Genomic DNA, 16,565 nt, shown 5'->3' on the forward strand with positions numbered 1-16,565 from the left:
TCACGCGGCGCACTCGGTGCAGACCGGTCCGTTCTTGCCGTCCGTCGCCAGCTGGCTGCGGTGGTGGACGAGGAAGCAGCTGGTGCAGGTGAACTCGTCGGCCTGGCGCGGGACCACGCGGACGGACATCTCCTCACCGGAGAGGTCCGCACCGGGCAGCTCGAAGCCTTCGGCCATCTCCGTCTCGTCGACGTCGACATTGGCGGAGGTCGCGTCGCCGCGACGGGACTTCAGCTCCTCGATGGAGTCCTCGGACAGGTCGTCGTCCGTCTTGCGAGGGGCGTCGTAGTCGGTCGCCATCTCTCCTGATTTCTGTGATGTGACACGGGCAGTGGGGGTGGTTCGCCGTCGTCAACGCAGCAGGTGCTGAATTTGTGCCCGGCGCGCCGGATTGTGCCCCATCCGCTGGCTGTGCGCCACCTCACCTGCTGCTAGTCGAGACCCTCGGCTCCCACGGTCCCGACGGCGCGGTCGAGGACCTCCCCGAGCGCCGCCCTGAGGCGGGGCGGCCCGGCCAGGGTCATGGTCGCCCGGGGCGCCCCGCCGGCAAGGTCGGTGACCTCCGCACCCGCCTCGGTCGCGACGAGCCAGCCGGCGGCCATGTCCCACGGGTTGAGACCCCGCTCGTAGTAGACATCGAGGCTCCCCTCGGCCACCCGGCACAGGTCGAGCGCCGCGCTGCCGAAGCGTCGGATGTCCCTCACGCGGGGCAGCACGTGGGTGAGCACCTCGGCCTGCCAGGCCCGGCGACCCGCGTCGTATCCGAAGCCCGTGCCGCACAGCGCGGTGGCCAGGTCCGTCTCGGCCACGGCCAGGCGCACCGGCGCGTCGTCGCCGACGGCGCGCCAGGCACCGCCACCGGACCATGCTGTGTACCGCTCCCCCGTCACCGGGTTGACGACCGCTCCGGCCACGGGCTGCCACGCACCATCGGTCGTCGGGTCACCGACGACGGCGGCGACGGACACCGAGTACGCGGGCACGTCGTAGAGGTAGTTGACCGTGCCGTCGATCGGGTCGACGACCCAGGTGATGCCGGACGTCCCTGCGCGACCGCCGCGCTCCTCGCCGGCGAAGGCGTCGTCCGGGCGCAGCTCGCCGAGCCGGCGCAGCAGCAGGTCCTGGCTGCGCTGGTCCATGACGGTGACGACGTCGGTCGCCGACGTCTTGGTCTCGGCGACCTCGAGGTCACGCGGGCGCTCCTGCGTGATGAGGTCGCCGGCCTCGAGGGCCACCGTCAGGGCGATGACCGCCAGGGCCGCGGGGTCGGTCGTGGGGGTCGGCACGGTCAGTCCTGCCCGCACAGCGCGGGGCGGGACTCGCGCAGGTTGGGGCAGCAGCCCGCCGGGCACACGGCCGGGTGCGAGTCGAGGTCGCGCCAGGTCGCCCGCGCGGGCTCCTCGCCGCGGGCCTGCGCGGCCCGCTCGAGCATGACGTCGACGAGTCCGCTGACGAAGGCGGGGTCGGCACCCGGCGTCGCCACGCGCGTCATCGCCAGGCCCAGCTCCGCGGCCGTCGCCGCCGCCTCGACGTCGAGGTCGTGGACGACCTCCATGTGGTCGGAGACGAAGCCGATCGGCACGACGACGACGTGGCGGACCCCCTCGTCGGCGAGCTCGCGCATCCGGTCGTTGACGTCCGGCTCGAGCCACGGGGTGCGGGGCGAGCCGGACCGGGAGCAGAAGGCCAGCCCCGCTGCCAGGTCGGTGCCGAGCACCGTGTCGACCTCGGCGGTGATCGCGGCGGCGGTCTCGGCCTGGTCGGCCGAGTAGGCCCGCCCGTCGCCGTCCCCGGGGCCCGAGGTCTCGTCCATCGCGTCGGGGATGGAGTGGGTGACGTAGAGCAGGGCCACCGCGTCGGCCCCCACTGCGGCGACCGCCTCACGTGCCGCGGCGAGGGTGTCGCGGGCGAAGGTCGCGGCGAAGCCGGGGTGCTCGCCGAAGGGCCGGACCTTGTCGACGACCAGGCCCTCCCTCCCTTCGACGGCGTCGGCCAGCCCCTCGCGGTACTGCCGGCACGAGGAGTAGCTGCGCCACGCGCTCGTCGGCACGACGAGGACCCGCCGGGCACCGCCGGCGGTGAGCTCGTCGAGGGCCTCGTCGACGAAGGGGGTCGAGTTGCGGTTGCCGAGGACGACCGGCAGCGGGCAATCGCGGGCCGTGAGCTCCGCTGCGAGGTCCGCGACGAGGCGACGGTTGAGCGCCGGCAGCGGGCTGACACCGCCGACCCGCTCGTAGTGGGCGCCGACCTCGACGAGCCGCTCGTCGGGCACCCCGCGGCCGGCGGTGACGCGACGCAGGAAGGGCAGGACCTCGTCGGGCCCTTCCGGCCCACCGAAGGACTGGACGAGCACCGCGTCGTACGGGCGAAGGGGGTGGTCGGTCATCGTCTCGGACATGGACACAAGGTATCCCCGCGGCGTGTGCGTCCACGGATCGGGCCGGGCAGGTGGCAGAGTCGTCAGGGAGCACGATGGACGAGAGGGATAGTTGATGCGCGACCTGCGACTCATCGGGGTGCACGACGACGGCGAGCACCTGCTGGTGACGGACGACTCCGGTGAGGAGTACCGGCTTCGGATCGACGAGCCCCTGCGCGCCGCCGCCCGCCGGGACCGCCCGCGCCTCGGGCAGCTGCAGATCGCCATCGACAACAACGTCCGGCCGCGCGAGGTGCAGGCGATGATCCGCGCCGGCGCGTCCGCCGACGAGGTCGCGGCCCGCACCGGCTGGGACCTCGACAAGATCGCGCGCTTCGAGGGACCGGTGCTCGCCGAGCGCGAGCACGTCGCGACCCGGGCGCAGGCCGTGCGGATGCGCGGCACGAACCAGGCCGGCTCCCCCGAGACCCTCGCCCAGCGCGCCACGATCCGGCTCACCGGCCGCGGTGTCGAGCCGTCGTCGGTCGTCTGGGACGCCTGCCGTGACGGCGAGGGCCAGTGGACGGTGTCGGCGGTCTTCACCGCCGGCGGGCGCGAGCGCACGGCGACCTGGTGGTTCGACCTCGCGGGCATGAGCGTGGTCGCCAAGAACGACGAGGCCAAGTGGCTCTCCGAGGCCGACACCCCGGCCGGTCCTGTGCCGACGACGGTGCACCGCCCCACGGCCGTCTTCGACGTCGAGGTCGAGGAGACCAAGGTCGAGCGGGCCCAGCGGGCCAACACCGACGACCTCATCAACTCCATGCGTGAGCACTCCGGCGCCAAGAGCCGCCGCCGCGGTGGTCGGCGCAAGACCCGCGCCGCCGCCGAGACCGCCCCCGCCGAGGACGCGCTGCCCATCGACGAGCTGCCCCCGCCGGCCGGGGGTACGCATCCGCGCGACGAGGAGTCGCCGGAGCGCGCCGCAGCGGCCGCTCGTGAGGAGTCGACCGCGGCCACCACCGTCGAGCAGGCAGCAGTTGCCGACGAGGCGAAGGACGGTACCCGGCCTGCCGAGGACGACGCCCCGGCGCCCAACGCTGATGCCGACACGGGGGCGGACGAGGCTCCCGAGGACGAGACCACGGTGGACGAGCCCGTGGACGAGGAGACGGCCTCGGAGCCCGACGTGTCCGATGAGGACGACTCGGGCCGGGACGACGCCGACAAGTCCTCCGAGGCGGACTCCGGCAGCAAGAGCCGTGGCCGCAAGGGCCGCGCGCGGGTCCCGAGCTGGGACGACGTGATGTTTGGGACCACCCGGGACTGACGGCAGGACGGCTGAGTCGCTTCCCTGCGGGCGGTCTCGCGCCCAGACCGGTCTCGTGACCAGCGCGGTCAGCCGCGCGGCGGCACCGGGCAGGCGTCGAGGTCGAAGGGCAGCACGTCCGCGGACTGCGCCGCGGCCCGAGCGGCCTGCGAGCTCATCCGCCGCATGTGGTGGCGTCGGCAGAGCACCTCGTACTCGACCTCGGCGACGTGGTCGGGGTCGGCGGTGTCACCGACGACGACCTGCTCCCCCTCGACGACCATGACGCCGTCGACGACGCGGGCATTGTGCGTCGCACGCCGTCCGCACCAGCACAGCGCCGACACCTGCAGCACCTGGGTGCGGTCGGCGAGCTCGATGAGCCGACGGCTACCCGGGAAGAGCTCGGTGCGGAAGTCGCTCGTGATGCCGAAGGCGAAGACCTCGATGTCGAGCTCGTCGACGATGCGCGCGAGCTGCTCCACCTGCCCGGGCGTGTAGAACTGCGCCTCGTCGCAGATCAGGTAGTCGACCCGGCCACCCGCGGTGAGGTGGGCGACGACCGCCTCCCAGATGTCGAGGTCGGTGGCGACCTCGATCGCCGGGGTCTCCAGGCCGAGACGTGAGGAGAGCACCGCCTCGCCCGAGCGGTCGAGCCGGGTGAAGATCAGCCCCGCACGCCCGCGAGCGCGGTGGTTGTGGTCCATCTGCAGGGCGAGCGTGGACTTGCCGCAGTCCATCGTCCCGGCGAAGAAGCTCAGCTCCGCCACGTCACTGCTCCTGCGGGGAGAGGACGAGCCAGGGCACCGCGACCTCGTCGGGGGTGATCGAGCCGTGCACCCCGAGCAGCGAGCGCAGCTCGGGCCGGTGGCGGCGGGAGTCGACGACGGCGACGGGCCCGGTCATCGCGGCGATGACGTCGCCGATGCGCGGGCGCACGCTCGCACTCACGGTGCCGAACCAGCCGGCCTCGATCGCCTCCTCGGTCGTGACGACGAGGGCGTCCTCCCCCAGTCGCGCGCGCCACGTGTCGACGACGTCGTCGCGGGCGCCGGGCCGCACGTGCAGCTGGACGCAGCGCGGTTCCCCCGAGACGTGACGTACACCGGCATCGAGATGGGCGTCGGTGGCGATGTCGGGTCGGGCCTCGAGCGGCACGTCGACCATGCCGTGGTCGGCGGTGATGTGCAGCGCCGTGTCGCGCGGCAGCGATGAGGCGAGCCGGGCCAGCTCGGCGTCGACGGACTCGAGCTCGGCGACCCACTCGTGGGAGTCGCAGCCGTGGACGTGGCCGACCTTGTCGATGTCGCCCCAGTAGAGGTAGACCAGCCCGCGCGGCTGGGCCCGCACGGCGCGCAGCGTCGCGTCGACCCGCTGGGCGAGGCTCGAGGCGGCGACGAAGGAGCCTCCGCGCAGCGCCGCCTCGGTCAGGCCCGACCCGTCGAAGAAGCCCGGCCCGATCCGGGTGACGCCGACGCCGGCCTCCACAGCGGCCTCGAAGACCGTCGGGGCGGGCTGCCAGCGTCGCGGCGCGGGCCCGTCCTCCCACGACAGCTCGTTGAAGACGCTGTCGGTGTCGGGGTCATAGGCCTCGTAGCCGACGAGCCCGTGGGCGCCGGCGAGCGTGCCGGTGCCGAAGGTGCCCATCGAGGTCGCCGTTGTCGACGGGAAGCCGCAGTCGATGGTGCGGGCGGCGTCGGCGTCCTGGAGGAGCTGCCGCAGGAAGGGCGCGTGCCCACCCCGACGGGCGAGCAGTTGGGCCCCGAGTCCGTCGACGAGGACGACGACGGCCCTGCGGGCGGGACGAAGGGGGCGGTCCCCTCCCTTCGTCAGGCCGGGGACGCCCAGGCTCGTCGCGACGGCCGGCAGCACGCGGTCGAGCCGCGGCGTGGCGGGCAGGAGGGGCGAGTGGTGGTGCGTCATGCGGGCGGGCGGTGCCCGATGCTCGCCGACAGGTCGCGGGCGAACTCGATGGCGCGATCGAGCGCCTCACGGCCTTCGGCCTGCGCGCTGATCCGCAGGGCGATGTCGTCGCTCGTGATGGTGCCGTCGTAGCCGTGGTCGCCGCCCTCGCAGTCCGGGTCGTTGCACTGCGCGGGCAGCAGGTCGACGCGGCTGACCGCGCCCCAGCCGACGGTGAGCGTGACCTCGCTGCCGAGGGACCCGGGCACATAGCTCGAGGGGTCACCGACGACGTGGGTCAGCATGACGCCGCGCACCGAGGGGAGCGGGATGCACTCGGTCGTGGCCGTGGCGATCTCGTGGGCCCCGGAGAAGTGGTCCGGGAAGTCGTCGGCGTGGGCGACGACGAGCCGGGTGCCGGTGCGGGCGAAGACCGTGATGTGCCGCCGCACGGCGTCCTGGTCGAAGGTCGTCTCCTGGTGCACGAGGTGACCGTGCACGTCCTCGGACCCGACCGCGGCCTTGATGACGTCGGCGACGAGGGCCGGGTAGTAGCCCGCGCGCTCGATGTCGGCCATGAGGGCGTCCGGGAGCGAGATCGCCGTGAGATCAGCAGGTGCGGGCATGTGGGCCATTGTGCCCCAGCGTCAGGTGAGGCTCCGCGCGCCGGTGTCGATCCGGCGACGGGTCACCGGCGCGATCATGACGTCGGCGCCGAGCACCGTGGCTCCCTCGGGGTGGGCGACCACGGGGTTGAGCTCGACCGACGACAGCTCGAGGAAGTCGTCGGACATGATCGACAGCCGCCCGAGGATGTCCTCGAGCGCCGCCCGGTCGACCGGCGCCGCGCCGTCGTGCCCCATGAGCAGCGGGGCGAGCTTGAGGTCCTCGACGAGCTCGCGCACGTCGACGTCGGTGAGCGGCGGGATCCGGTAGGCGATGTCGTCGAGCAGGGTCGTCGGCGCCCCCGCGATGCTGAAGGAGACGACCGGCCCGAAGAGCGGGTCCTCCAGCGTCGAGAGCACCGTCGACACCCCCGGCCGGGCCATCCGCTGCACGACGAAGTAGTTGGCATCCATCGGCGCCAGCCGCCGGTCGAGGGTCTCGAAGGCCGAGCGCACCGCGTGCGCGTCGTGCAGGTCGACGCGGATGCCCTCGAGGAGGGCCTGCCCGCGCACCAGCGGGGAGAGTGACTTCACGACGACCGGGTAGCCGATCTCCTCCGCGATGGCGACGGCCTCGTCGGCGTCGGCCACCTCAAAGCGGGGCCACACGTCGATGCCGTAGGCGGCGAGCAGCTCACGGGACTCGTCGCTCGTGAGGGCTCGGCCCTCCGGGTCCTCCTCGAGCACCCGGTCGAGGAGCGCCCGCGCAGCCCACCGGTCGATGCCATCGCGCACGACGGTCTCGCCCTTGTCCTTGTCGCGCCACTGCCCGTAGTCCGTCGCCAGGGCCAGTGCCCGGATGGCCTCCTCGGGCATCGGGTAGAGCGGCACCGCCTGGCGCGGGGTGTCGTCGGCAACCTCGCCGGTCTCGTGGAGGAAGGCGGCGTCACCCCCTTCGTCGACGCCGCGCAGACCGAGCAGCGTCGCCACGCACGGCTTGTCGGATCGGGAGGCGGCGTGCCGCAGGGCGTCGACGACCTCCTGGTCCAGGGCACCGACGGGCGGGATGAAGCAGACGATGACGGAGTCGACGTCGGGGTCACCGAAGGCGGCGTCGACCGCTCTCTGGAACTCGCGCGCCGAGGCCTCGGTCGGGATGGCGACCGGACCGTGCACGACCTCGAGGCCGCGCTCGGTGGCGTTGTCGGCGCAGAGCGCGGCCAGCTGGCTGGAGTTGCCGACGATGGCCACGCGGCGCCCCGCCGGCAGCGGCTGGTGGACGAGCAGCTGCGCGACGTCAAACATCTGGTGGACGTTTTCGCAGTGGATGACCCCGGCCTGCTGCAGCATCGAGCCGAAGACGTGCGGCTTGACCTTGGGCTTGCGGACCTTGTGCCCGGGGGGCGCGCCGTAGGTCGCCGACGCCGGCTTGACGACGATGACCGGCTTGTTGGAGGCGAGGTGACGTGCCACGCGGGAAAACTTGCGCGGGTTGCCCATCGACTCGAGATAGAGCCCCACCGCGTGGGTGCGCTCGTCGTCGACCCAGTACTGCATGAGGTCGTTGCCGGAGACGTCGACCCGGTTGCCCGCGGAGGCGAAGACCGAGATGCCGAGGTTGCGTCGCGCCGCCGAGTCGAGGTTGGCGATCGCGAGCGCGCCACTCTGCGAAAACAGGCCGAGGTGGCCCGGGCGCGGGATGACCGGGGTCAGGGTCGCGTTGAGACTCACCGCGGGGTCGTTGTTGATCAGGCCGAAGGAGTTGGGTCCGAGCACCCGCATGCCGTGGGTCCGGGCGAGCCGGAGCACCTCCTGCTGCCGCGCGGCCCCGGCCTCGTCGACCTCGGCGAAGCCCGAGGAGATGATGAGCAGGGTCTTGACCCCCACCGCGGCGCACTCGAGGACGACCTGGGTCACCCGCTCGGCGGGCACCGCGATGACGGCGAGCTCCACTCCCCCCTCGATCTCCCCGACCGTGCGCACGGCCGTCAGGCCGAGGATCTCCCCCGCGTCCGGGTTGACCGCGTGGATCTGACCGGTGAAGCCGCCGTCGAGGACCTGCTTGAGCACCTGGTGGCCGATGGCCCGCTCACGCCGGCTGGCGCCGATGACCGCCACCGAGGTCGGGTGGAGCATGGCCCGCACGCTCTGCGACTCGGCGCGGTGCTCGCGGGCGAAGCGCACCGACAACGACTCGGCAGTGGGCTCGATGGCGAAGTGGAGGGTGACGACCCCGTCCTCGAGGCGGCGGCTCACCTGGTAGCCGGCCTCGGAGAAGACGGAGAGCATCTTGCGGTTGTGCGGCAGCACCTCCGCCTCGAACTCGGTGATGTCGCCGGCGTGGGCGATGGCCGCGAGGTGCTCGAGCAGCACCGACCCGATGCCCTTGCCGTGGTAGTGGTCGGAGATGTTGAAGGCGACCTCGGCACTGTGCGGGCTCACCCGGTCGTAGCGCCCGATGCCGATGATGTCGTCGCCGATCGTCGCGACCAAGGCCATCCGGTCGTGGTAGTCGACCTCGGTGAAGCGCTTGATGTCGCGGTCGCTCAGGGTCCGCATCGGCGCGAAGAAGCGCAGGTAGATCGACTCGTCGGACTGGCGCGAGTGGAATTGCCGGATGCCGTCGGCATCGGACGGCTTGATCGGCCGCAGTCTGCAGACCGAGCCGTCCCGCAGGACGACGTCGGCCTCCGCCAGCACCGGGTATCCCGGTGGGAGCTCCGTCATGTCCCCAATCCTGCCACGGGCCCCTCGTGCCGCCCCCGCGGCAGGTCACGTGTGTCGGTCCCGGCCCGACAGCGGCGAAGGGGGAAGATGGGTGGGCTCATCAGCACCAGCCCACGAGGAGTCACCGCCCGCATGGCCCGCCGTCCTGCCGCCTCCCCACCCGTCGACGCGCCCGAGCGGATCGTCGACATCGACGTCGCGGACGAGATGCGCAATGCCTTCCTCGAGTACAGCTACTCGGTGATCCACGCCCGGGCCCTGCCCGATGCGCGCGACGGCCTCAAGCCCGTCCACCGCCGCATCCTCTACTCGATGAGCGAGATGGGCCTGCGCCCCGAGCGCGGCCACGTGAAGTCCTCGCGCGTCGTCGGCGAGGTCATGGGCAAGTACCACCCGCACGGCGACTCGGCGATCTACGACGCCCTCGTGCGCCTGGCCCAGCCCTTCTCCATGCGGCTGCCGCTCGTCGACGGCCACGGCAACTTCGGCTCGCTCGACGACGGGCCGGCGGCGAGCCGGTACACCGAGGCACGGATGGCGCCCGCCGCACTGCTCATGGTCACGGGCCTGGACGAGGACACCGTCCCCTTCGTGCCCAACTACGACGACCAGCTCACGCAGCCGGACGTCCTCCCTTCGGCCTACCCCAACCTCCTCGTCAACGGCACGACGGGCATCGCGGTCGGCATGGCCACCAACATGCCGCCGCACAACCTCGTCGAGGTCATCGGCGCCGCCCGCCACCTGCTGACCCACCCGGACGCCAGCCTCGACGACCTGATGAAGTTCGTCCCCGGCCCCGACCTGCCCGGCGGCGGGCGGATCGTCGGGCTCGACGGGATCCGCGACGCCTACCTCACCGGGCGCGGCAGCTTCCGCACGCGGGCGACCACGCGGATCGACAAGGTCTCGCCGCGCCGGCAGGGCATCATCGTCACCGAGCTGCCCTACCTCGTCGGCCCCGAAAAGGTCATCGAGAAGATCAAGGACGCGGTGCAGTCGAAGAAGCTGCAGGGCATCGCCGACGTCAAGGACCTCACCGACCGCGAGTCCGGCATGCAGCTGGTCATCGAGATCAAGAACGGCTTCAACCCCGAGGCCGTCCTCGACAAGCTGTACAAGCTGACCCCGATGGAGGACTCCTTCTCCATCAACAACGTCGCGCTCGTCGACGGCCGACCGCGGACCATGGGGCTCAAGGAGCTGCTCACGGTCTACGTCGACTTCCGGCGCGACGTCGTGCGGCGGCGCAGCGAGTACCGCCTCGCCAAGCGGCGCGAGCGGCTGCACCTCGTCGAGGGCCTGCTCATCGCGATCCTCGACATCGACGAGGTCATCCAGGTCATCCGCAGCAGCGACGACGCGGCGATCGCCCGCACCCGCCTGCAGGAGGTCTTCGACCTCTCGGAGGTCCAGGCGACCTTCATCCTCGACCTGCAGCTGCGCCGGCTCACGAAGTTTTCCCGGATCGAGCTCGAAAAGGAGCAGAGCGAGCTGCTCGAGCAGATCGCGGCCCTCGAGGAGATCCTCGGCGACGACAAGGTCCTGACCAAGCTCATCTCGAGCGAGCTGGCCGAGGTCGCCAAGAAGCACGGCGACCCCCGGCGCACGGTCCTGCTCGAGTCCGCTGGCCAGCCGGCTGCGGCCTCCACGCCGCTCGAGGTCGCCGACGACCCCTGCTGGGTGCTGCTCTCGAGCACCGGGCTGCTGGCCCGCACGAGTGATGCCGAGCCGCTCTCGCGCGACGGGGGTCGAGCCAAGCACGACGCGATCGTCGCCGCCGTGCGCACGACCGCACGCGGCGAGCTGGCCGTCGTCACCTCCGCGGGGCGCGTGGTGCGTCTGGGCGCACTCGAGCTGCCGACGCTGCCGCCGTCCAACGGCGCGCCCACGCTGTCGGGCGGGGCTCCTCTCGCGGCCTATGTCGACCTGGTCGCCGACGAGGTGCCCCTGACCCTGATGAGCCTGTCCCCCGACTCACCCGGCCTGGCCCTCGGCACGGCTCGGGGCGTCGTCAAGCGGGTGACGACCGACTACCCCAAGGGCAGCTCGTGGGAGGCGATCTCGCTCAAGGACGGCGACCGGGTCGTCGGGGCCGTCGAGCTGACGACCGGCGAGGAGCAGCTCGTCTTCGTCACCGACCAGGCAAGCTTGCTGCACTTCTCTGCCGGTGACGTGCGCCCGCAGGGCCGCAGCGGTGGTGGCATCGCCGGCATCCGTCTCGGCGACGACGCCAAGGTCGTCTTCTTCGGTGCCGTCGACCTCAACCGCGACAACATCGTCGTCACCGTCTCGGGCTCCTCCGACGCGCTGCCGGGCACTGATGCCGGGTCGTGGAAGGTCACCAGCTTCGACGAGTACCCCGGCAAGGGCCGCGCCACTGCCGGCGTGCGCGCGCACCGCTTCCTCAAGGGTGAGGACGGCCTGCTGCTCGCCTGGGTGGGCCGGGCCGGCGCCCGCGCCGCCCAGCCCAACGGGGTGGCGATCACGCTGCCCGAGGCCGACGGCCGCCGTGACGGCTCCGGCTCCCCCGCCCCCGCGGTGATCGGCGGCATCGGCTCGCTCTGACCACCCCACCCGCGCGTTTCCCTAGGGAAATCACCACCCTCACCCACATTTCCCTAGGGAAATCACCACCCTCACCCACATTTCCCTAGGGAAATACGCACCCCCGCCGTATTTCCCTAGGGAAATGTGCACCCCCGCCGTATTTCCCTAGGGAAATGCGCATGACGAAGGGGGCGGCACCGGTGATCCGGTGCCGCCCCCTTCGCGCTGCGGAGCTCAGTCGTGGTCGATGTGCTCCGGGTCGCGCATGTAGGTCTTCTTGGCGTAGACCGCGCGGTTGATGAACCAGGTGATCGCCCAGAGGACGACGCCGAGGGCCAGCAGGCCACCGGCGATCTCGTACTGCTGCTGCTGCTCCTCGTTGCGGGCCCACGGGCCGACGAGGAAGGCGCAGGTCAGTGCGGCGACGATCGGCAGGAAGGTCGGGGTCTTGAAGTGCTCCCGCCCGACGTCGTCGCGGCGCAGCACGAGGACCGCGATGTTGACGATCGTGAAGACGGCCAGCAGCAGCAGCGAGGTCGTACCACCGAGGAGCGAGACGACGGTCGACCCGCTGCCCAGGACGACGTAGCTGATCAGGCCGTAGGAGATCAGGGTCGTGAAGAGGATCGCGACCCACGGCGTCTGGCGCGTCTTGTGCACGATGCCCAGTCCGGGGGGCAGGACCTCCTGGCGCGACATGCCGTAGACGAGACGCGAGGCCATGAGCATGTTGATCAGTGCCGAGTTGGCCACGGCGAACATGCCGATGAAGGGGAAGATCTTGTCGAAGGGCAGGCCCGGCGCGCCGGTCGCGACGACCTGGGTCAGCGCCGACTGCTCCCCGCTGACGAGCTCACCGACGGGCACGAGGGCGACCGCGGTGATCGAGACGAGGACGTAGATGACACCGGTGATCGCCAAGCCGCTGAGCATGACCTTGGGGAAGATCTTCGCCGGCTCGTGGGTCTCCTCGGCCATGTTGACCGAGTCCTCGAAGCCGACCATGGCGAAGAAGGCGAGCGCCGTCGCCATGGAGATGGCAATGAAGGTGCTCTTGTCGCTCGGGCTCTCGAAGACCATCGCGCGGGAGAAGTCCGCCTTGCCCTGCGTCACCGCGTAGAGGCCGACGAAGATGATGAGCAGCAGGCCGGAGAGCTCGACGAGCGTGAGCACGACATTGGCCTTGACCGACTCGCCGACACCGCGCAGGTTGATGAGCGCGATGACGGTCATGAAGGCGAGGGCGACGAAGAGCAGCGGCGTCGAGCCGGCCTCCCACTCCAGGCCGAGCCCGTCACGCAGGAAGCCTGCGAAGGCGTTGGAGGCCGTCGACGCAGACGTGATGCCGGAGCACATGACGGCGAAGGCCACGATGAAGGTGAGGAAGTGAACGCCAAAGGCCTTGTGGATGAAGGTCGCGGCGCCGCCGGCCTTGGGGTACTTCGTCACGAGCTCGAGGTAGGAGAAGGCCGTCATCGTCGCGACGATGAAGGCCGCGAGGAAGGGCGCCCAGGCCGCTCCGCCCACCTCGGCCGCCACGTCACCCGTCAGCGCGTAGACCCCCGTGCCGAGGATGTCTCCCACGATGAAGAGCAGCAGGAGCTTGGGCCCCATGACCCGCTTGAGCTCGGTCTGCTCCTCCCCTGCGGCATGGTCCGAGGTGGCGACGTCGGACATGTGTCCTCCCTGGGTCGGGGCGCGCTGGTGCGCACCAATCCCCTTACCGTGACCCACGCCACGCACCGGCGCAACAACTGACGCGCCGACGCGCCGAACTTTCGTCGCAATCGTGACGTGCCGTCACAGGTCAGGCGTCGATGCGCTCCCGGTCGAGCTGATCGGCCGACGAGACGATGAAGTCGCGACGGGGGTCGACGTCCTTGCCCATGAGCAGTTCGAAGACCTGCTCGGCGATCTCAAGGTCCTCGGTCGTCACCCGGCGCAGCATCCGGTGGCGTGGGTCCATCGTCGTCTCGGCGAGCTGGTCGGCATCCATCTCACCCAGACCCTTGTACCGCTGGATCGGCTGCTTGATGTTCTTGCCCCGTGAGGTCAGCGACGCGAGCTTCTTGCGCATCTCCGCCTCGGAGTAGGTGTAGATCAGCTCGTTCTTCTTCGACCCCGGGTTGACGACCTCGATGCGGTGCAGCGGCGGCACGGCCGCGAAGACCTTGCCCGCCTCGACGAGGGGACGCATGTACCGGAAGAAGAGGGTGAGCAGCAGCGTGCGGATGTGGGCGCCGTCGACATCGGCGTCGGTCATGATGATGACCTTGCCGTACCGCGCGGCGTCGACGTCGAAGCTGCGGCCGGAGCCGGCCCCGATGACCTGGATGATCGAGGCGCACTCGGCGTTCTTGAGCATGTCGCCGACCGCGGCCTTCTGCACGTTGAGGATCTTGCCGCGGATGGGCAGCAGGGCCTGGAACTCGCTGTTGCGCGCCTCCTTGGCCGTGCCCATCGCCGAGTCGCCCTCGACGATGAAGAGCTCCGTGGCCTCGACGTCGCTGCTGCGGCAGTCGCGCAGCTTCGGCGGCAGGGACGAGGTCTCGAGGGCGTTCTTGCGGCGCTGGGTCTCCTTGTGCAGCCGCGCGGAGATGCGCGACTTCATCTCGGCGACGACCTTTTCGAGCAGCTGACCGGCCATCTGCTTCTCGGCCCGCTTGGTCGAGGTGAGCAGGCTGGTCAGCTCGGTCTCGACGACCTTGCTGACGATCGAGCGCACGGCATTGGTCCCGAGCACCTCCTTGGTCTGCCCCTCGAACTGCGGCTCGGCCAGGCGCACGGTCACGACCGCGGTCAGTCCGGCGAGCACGTCGTCCTTGTCGACCTTGTCGTTGCCGACCTTGAGCTTGCGGGCATTGACCTCGAGCTGCTTGCGGAAGACCTTGAGCAGGGCCTGCTCGAAGCCGGAGACGTGGGTTCCGCCCTTCGGCGTCGAGATGATGTTGACGAAGGAGGAGACCTTGGCGTCGTAGCCGGTGCCCCACCGCAGGGCGATGTCGACCCCGCACTCACGCTCGACCTCGGTCGGGGTCATGTGCCCCTTGGCGTCGAGGACCGGCACCGTCTCGGTGAAGGTGCCCGTGCCCTCGAGCCGCCACACGTCGGTGACCGGCGCATCGGGCGCGAGGTAGTCGACGAACTCGCTGATGCCGCCCTCGTGGTGGAAGACCTCCTCGATCGCCTCGTCACCGCGCTCGTCGCGCACGACGATCGTCAGCCCCGGCACGAGGAAGGAGGTCTGGCGGGCGCGCGCGGCCAGGGCCTCGCGGTCGATGTCGGCACCCTTGAGGAAGATCTGGGGGTCGGCCCAGTAGCGCACCCGGGTGCCGGTGACCCCGCGCTTGGCCTTGCCGACGACCTCGAGCTCGCTGCCCTTGTCGTACGGGCTGAAGTCGTTGTCCGGGGACTTCGCCCCCTTCGCACCGGCGACGTCGGAGAAGGTGCCGGGCTCCCCACGGCGGAAGCTCATGGCATAGGTCTTGCCGGCGCGATCGACCTCGACGTCCAGGCGCGAGGAGAGCGCGTTGACGACCGAGGCGCCGACGCCGTGCAGTCCACCGGAGGCCGTGTACGATCCGCCGCCGAACTTCCCGCCGGCGTGCAGCTTGGTGTAGACGACCTCGACGCCGGTCAGACCGGTGCGCGGCTCGATGTCGACCGGGATGCCACGACCGTTGTCCCGGACCTCGACCGAGCCGTCGGCGTGCAGGAGGACCTCGATCCGGTCACCGTGGCCGCCGAGGGCCTCGTCGACCGCGTTGTCGATGATCTCCCACATGCAGTGCATGAGGCCGCGCTGGTCGGTCGAGCCGATGTACATGCCCGGCCGCTTGCGGACGGCCTCGAGCCCCTCGAGGACCTGCAGGTGGTGCGCGGTGTAGTCCTGCGCGGTCTTGCTGCTCGCGGTCTTCTTGGCGGTGCTGGCAGCCGGAGGCACGAAGGGAGCCTGCCTTGTCGTCGGTCGGAGGTGGACGTCTCGCAGGGTAGTCCGCGCCGCCGACACCGCCCGGGAGGCTGCACCTCGGTGGTGTCGCAGGCCCGGACTCCTGTGCCCTCGGTCACGCCACGACCCCGCGGGTGCAGGTCGGGAAGGGATCGGCGTGTTTGACTGTTGTCTCGGACGTCCACGGAACGACGCATGAAATGAGGCACCACGTGAACGCGACTCTGGCCAGCCCCCTGACCGCAGCCGACCGCTGCGACCGCTGCGGAGCCAAGGCCTACGTGCGCGCTCGGCTCCACGCCGGGGGCGAACTGCTCTTCTGCGCCCACCACGGGCGTGAGCACATCCCGGCGCTGAAGGACCTCGCCGAGATCGACGACGAGTCGGCCAGCCTCGACGAAGGCACCCCGGCCTCAGCTCCCGTCGACGAGCGCTGAGCGGGACCGATCCACGACCCTCCGGAGATGCCTGACCTGACCGAAGGACCCCGTTTCGAATGAAGGCACTCGACCTGATCGCACGCATGAAGCCGACTGCCGAGTTCATCGCAGCGGCCGAGGGCGCTGGCCTTGGCGCGCCTCGCGCTGACGGCAAGAGCCTGCTGATGGCGGCTCTGGGCAACACGGACCTCGAGTCGCGCTACGCGACCACTCAGTGGCTGCTCGACCACGGCACGCACCTGGGGCCACCGAACTCGGAGGGCTATACGGAGCTGCACGTGCTGTTCGGGCAGGTCGAGCACGACATCGCGAAGGACCTCGCGATCGCTGAACAACTGATCGCGCTCGGGGCCGATGTCAACGCCGTCAGCCCACGCGGTGGACTGGTCTTCTGCGAGGTGCTTCGCATGAAGTTCACCGACGAGGACCTCGAGCCCATCTACGATCTGTGGTTCAGGCAGCCGGTGACACTCGATTTCGAGACGCCGTCGAAGCTCGGGGCGACGCCGCTGAATTTCGCGCAGGCCATTCCGTACCGCGCGACCATACTCGAGCGCATGCAAAAGTATGTCGCTGAGCACTCCTGAGCTCGTTCGGGACTCCGTGCGCACAGGCTGCTACGCGGGACGTCTGTGGCAGGTTGACAGTGGGCTCGCATGTCCACGCCATGTGCATGAGATGAGGCCTCACGTGAACGCCACCTTGATAACGCCCTTGCCCGCAG

Annotated in this window: 13 protein-coding genes; 4 read left to right on the forward strand and 9 right to left on the reverse strand. The window is 70.7% G+C overall.

Annotated elements, in window-relative coordinates; translation table 11 throughout:
• The 3 genes from CWN80_RS08420 to CWN80_RS08430 form a co-directional block, all read right to left on the reverse strand.
• Nucleotides 1–300: a DUF4193 domain-containing protein gene (locus CWN80_RS08420; RefSeq protein WP_007925474.1), complete on the reverse strand. Its 300-nt coding sequence runs from the start codon at nt 298–300 to the stop codon at nt 1–3.
• A 131-nt stretch (nt 301–431) separates the two neighbouring features.
• Complete coding sequence (locus tag CWN80_RS08425; RefSeq protein ID WP_007925477.1) at nt 432–1,286, reverse strand: inositol monophosphatase family protein; 855 nt, start codon at nt 1,284–1,286, stop codon at nt 432–434.
• Between the two features lie 2 nt (nt 1,287–1,288).
• Complete coding sequence (locus tag CWN80_RS08430; RefSeq protein ID WP_007925479.1) at nt 1,289–2,398, reverse strand: ferrochelatase; 1,110 nt, start codon at nt 2,396–2,398, stop codon at nt 1,289–1,291.
• A gap of 94 nt (nt 2,399–2,492) precedes the next feature.
• On the opposite strand from CWN80_RS08430, the gene sepH reads away from it, so the two are divergent.
• Nucleotides 2,493–3,689: a septation protein SepH gene (gene sepH / locus CWN80_RS08435; protein WP_007925482.1), complete on the forward strand. Its 1,197-nt coding sequence runs from the start codon at nt 2,493–2,495 to the stop codon at nt 3,687–3,689.
• Between the two features lie 68 nt (nt 3,690–3,757).
• Here the strand turns inward: sepH and CWN80_RS08440 are convergent, their stop codons facing one another.
• Genes CWN80_RS08440 through CWN80_RS08455 form a run of 4 tightly spaced genes read right to left on the reverse strand, consistent with a single transcriptional unit; the run spans nt 3,758 to nt 8,902 of the window.
• A complete protein-coding gene (locus CWN80_RS08440) occupies nt 3,758–4,438 on the reverse strand; it encodes a thymidine kinase (protein WP_007925484.1) in 681 nt (226 codons plus the stop codon).
• Nucleotide 4,439: 1 nt separating this feature from the next.
• Nucleotides 4,440–5,591, reverse strand: coding sequence for an alkaline phosphatase family protein (locus CWN80_RS08445; RefSeq protein ID WP_007925485.1), 1,152 nt, complete (start codon nt 5,589–5,591; stop codon nt 4,440–4,442).
• Nucleotides 5,588–6,205 (reverse strand): DUF5998 family protein, encoded by a 618-nt coding sequence (locus CWN80_RS08450; RefSeq protein WP_007925487.1) that lies wholly within the window; start codon nt 6,203–6,205, stop codon nt 5,588–5,590. Before CWN80_RS08450 ends, CWN80_RS08445 begins: the two co-directional genes overlap by 4 nt.
• 12 nt (nt 6,206–6,217) lie before the next feature.
• Entirely contained in the window at nt 6,218–8,902 is a 2,685-nt protein-coding gene (locus CWN80_RS08455) for a bifunctional acetate--CoA ligase family protein/GNAT family N-acetyltransferase (protein ID WP_128277124.1), read from the reverse strand.
• A 132-nt stretch (nt 8,903–9,034) separates the two neighbouring features.
• On the opposite strand from CWN80_RS08455, the gene CWN80_RS08460 reads away from it, so the two are divergent.
• On the forward strand, nt 9,035–11,470 hold the full coding sequence (locus CWN80_RS08460) for a DNA gyrase/topoisomerase IV subunit A (RefSeq protein ID WP_007925494.1): 2,436 nt from the start codon (nt 9,035–9,037) through the stop codon (nt 11,468–11,470).
• Between the two features lie 216 nt (nt 11,471–11,686).
• On the opposite strand, the gene CWN80_RS08465 is transcribed toward CWN80_RS08460, so the two are convergent.
• Both CWN80_RS08465 and CWN80_RS08470 read right to left on the reverse strand, forming a co-directional pair.
• Nucleotides 11,687–13,129: an APC family permease gene (locus CWN80_RS08465; protein WP_007928915.1), complete on the reverse strand. Its 1,443-nt coding sequence runs from the start codon at nt 13,127–13,129 to the stop codon at nt 11,687–11,689.
• Between the two features lie 130 nt (nt 13,130–13,259).
• Entirely contained in the window at nt 13,260–15,395 is a 2,136-nt protein-coding gene (locus CWN80_RS08470; protein ID WP_007928914.1) for a DNA gyrase/topoisomerase IV subunit B, read from the reverse strand.
• Nucleotides 15,396–15,613: 218 nt separating this feature from the next.
• Between CWN80_RS08470 and CWN80_RS08475 the strand changes: the two genes are divergently transcribed.
• Both CWN80_RS08475 and CWN80_RS08480 read left to right on the forward strand, forming a co-directional pair.
• Nucleotides 15,614–15,838 (forward strand): DUF7455 domain-containing protein, encoded by a 225-nt coding sequence (locus CWN80_RS08475; protein ID WP_007928913.1) that lies wholly within the window; start codon nt 15,614–15,616, stop codon nt 15,836–15,838.
• Nucleotides 15,839–15,897: 59 nt separating this feature from the next.
• Entirely contained in the window at nt 15,898–16,428 is a 531-nt protein-coding gene (locus CWN80_RS08480) for an ankyrin repeat domain-containing protein (RefSeq protein WP_007928912.1), read from the forward strand.
• Nucleotides 16,429–16,565: the final 137 nt, after the last annotated feature.

The sequence above is a fragment of the Janibacter hoylei PVAS-1 genome, from assembly GCF_004025845.1.
Taxonomy (GTDB): Bacteria; Actinomycetota; Actinomycetes; order Actinomycetales; family Dermatophilaceae; genus Janibacter; species Janibacter hoylei.

Coding starts and splice junctions, on each gene's coding strand:
- CWN80_RS08420 (WP_007925474.1), bottom strand. CDS start 300: ATGGCGACCGACTACGACGCCCCTCGCAAGACGGACGACGACCTGTCC.
- CWN80_RS08460 (WP_007925494.1), top strand. CDS start 9,035: ATGGCCCGCCGTCCTGCCGCCTCCCCACCCGTCGACGCGCCCGAGCGG.
- CWN80_RS08455 (WP_128277124.1), bottom strand. CDS start 8,902: ATGACGGAGCTCCCACCGGGATACCCGGTGCTGGCGGAGGCCGACGTC.
- CWN80_RS08450 (WP_007925487.1), bottom strand. CDS start 6,205: ATGGCCCACATGCCCGCACCTGCTGATCTCACGGCGATCTCGCTCCCG.
- CWN80_RS08445 (WP_007925485.1), bottom strand. CDS start 5,591: ATGACGCACCACCACTCGCCCCTCCTGCCCGCCACGCCGCGGCTCGAC.
- sepH (WP_007925482.1), top strand. CDS start 2,493: ATGCGCGACCTGCGACTCATCGGGGTGCACGACGACGGCGAGCACCTG.
- CWN80_RS08465 (WP_007928915.1), bottom strand. CDS start 13,129: ATGTCCGACGTCGCCACCTCGGACCATGCCGCAGGGGAGGAGCAGACC.
- CWN80_RS08430 (WP_007925479.1), bottom strand. CDS start 2,398: ATGTCCGAGACGATGACCGACCACCCCCTTCGCCCGTACGACGCGGTG.
- CWN80_RS08480 (WP_007928912.1), top strand. CDS start 15,898: ATGAAGGCACTCGACCTGATCGCACGCATGAAGCCGACTGCCGAGTTC.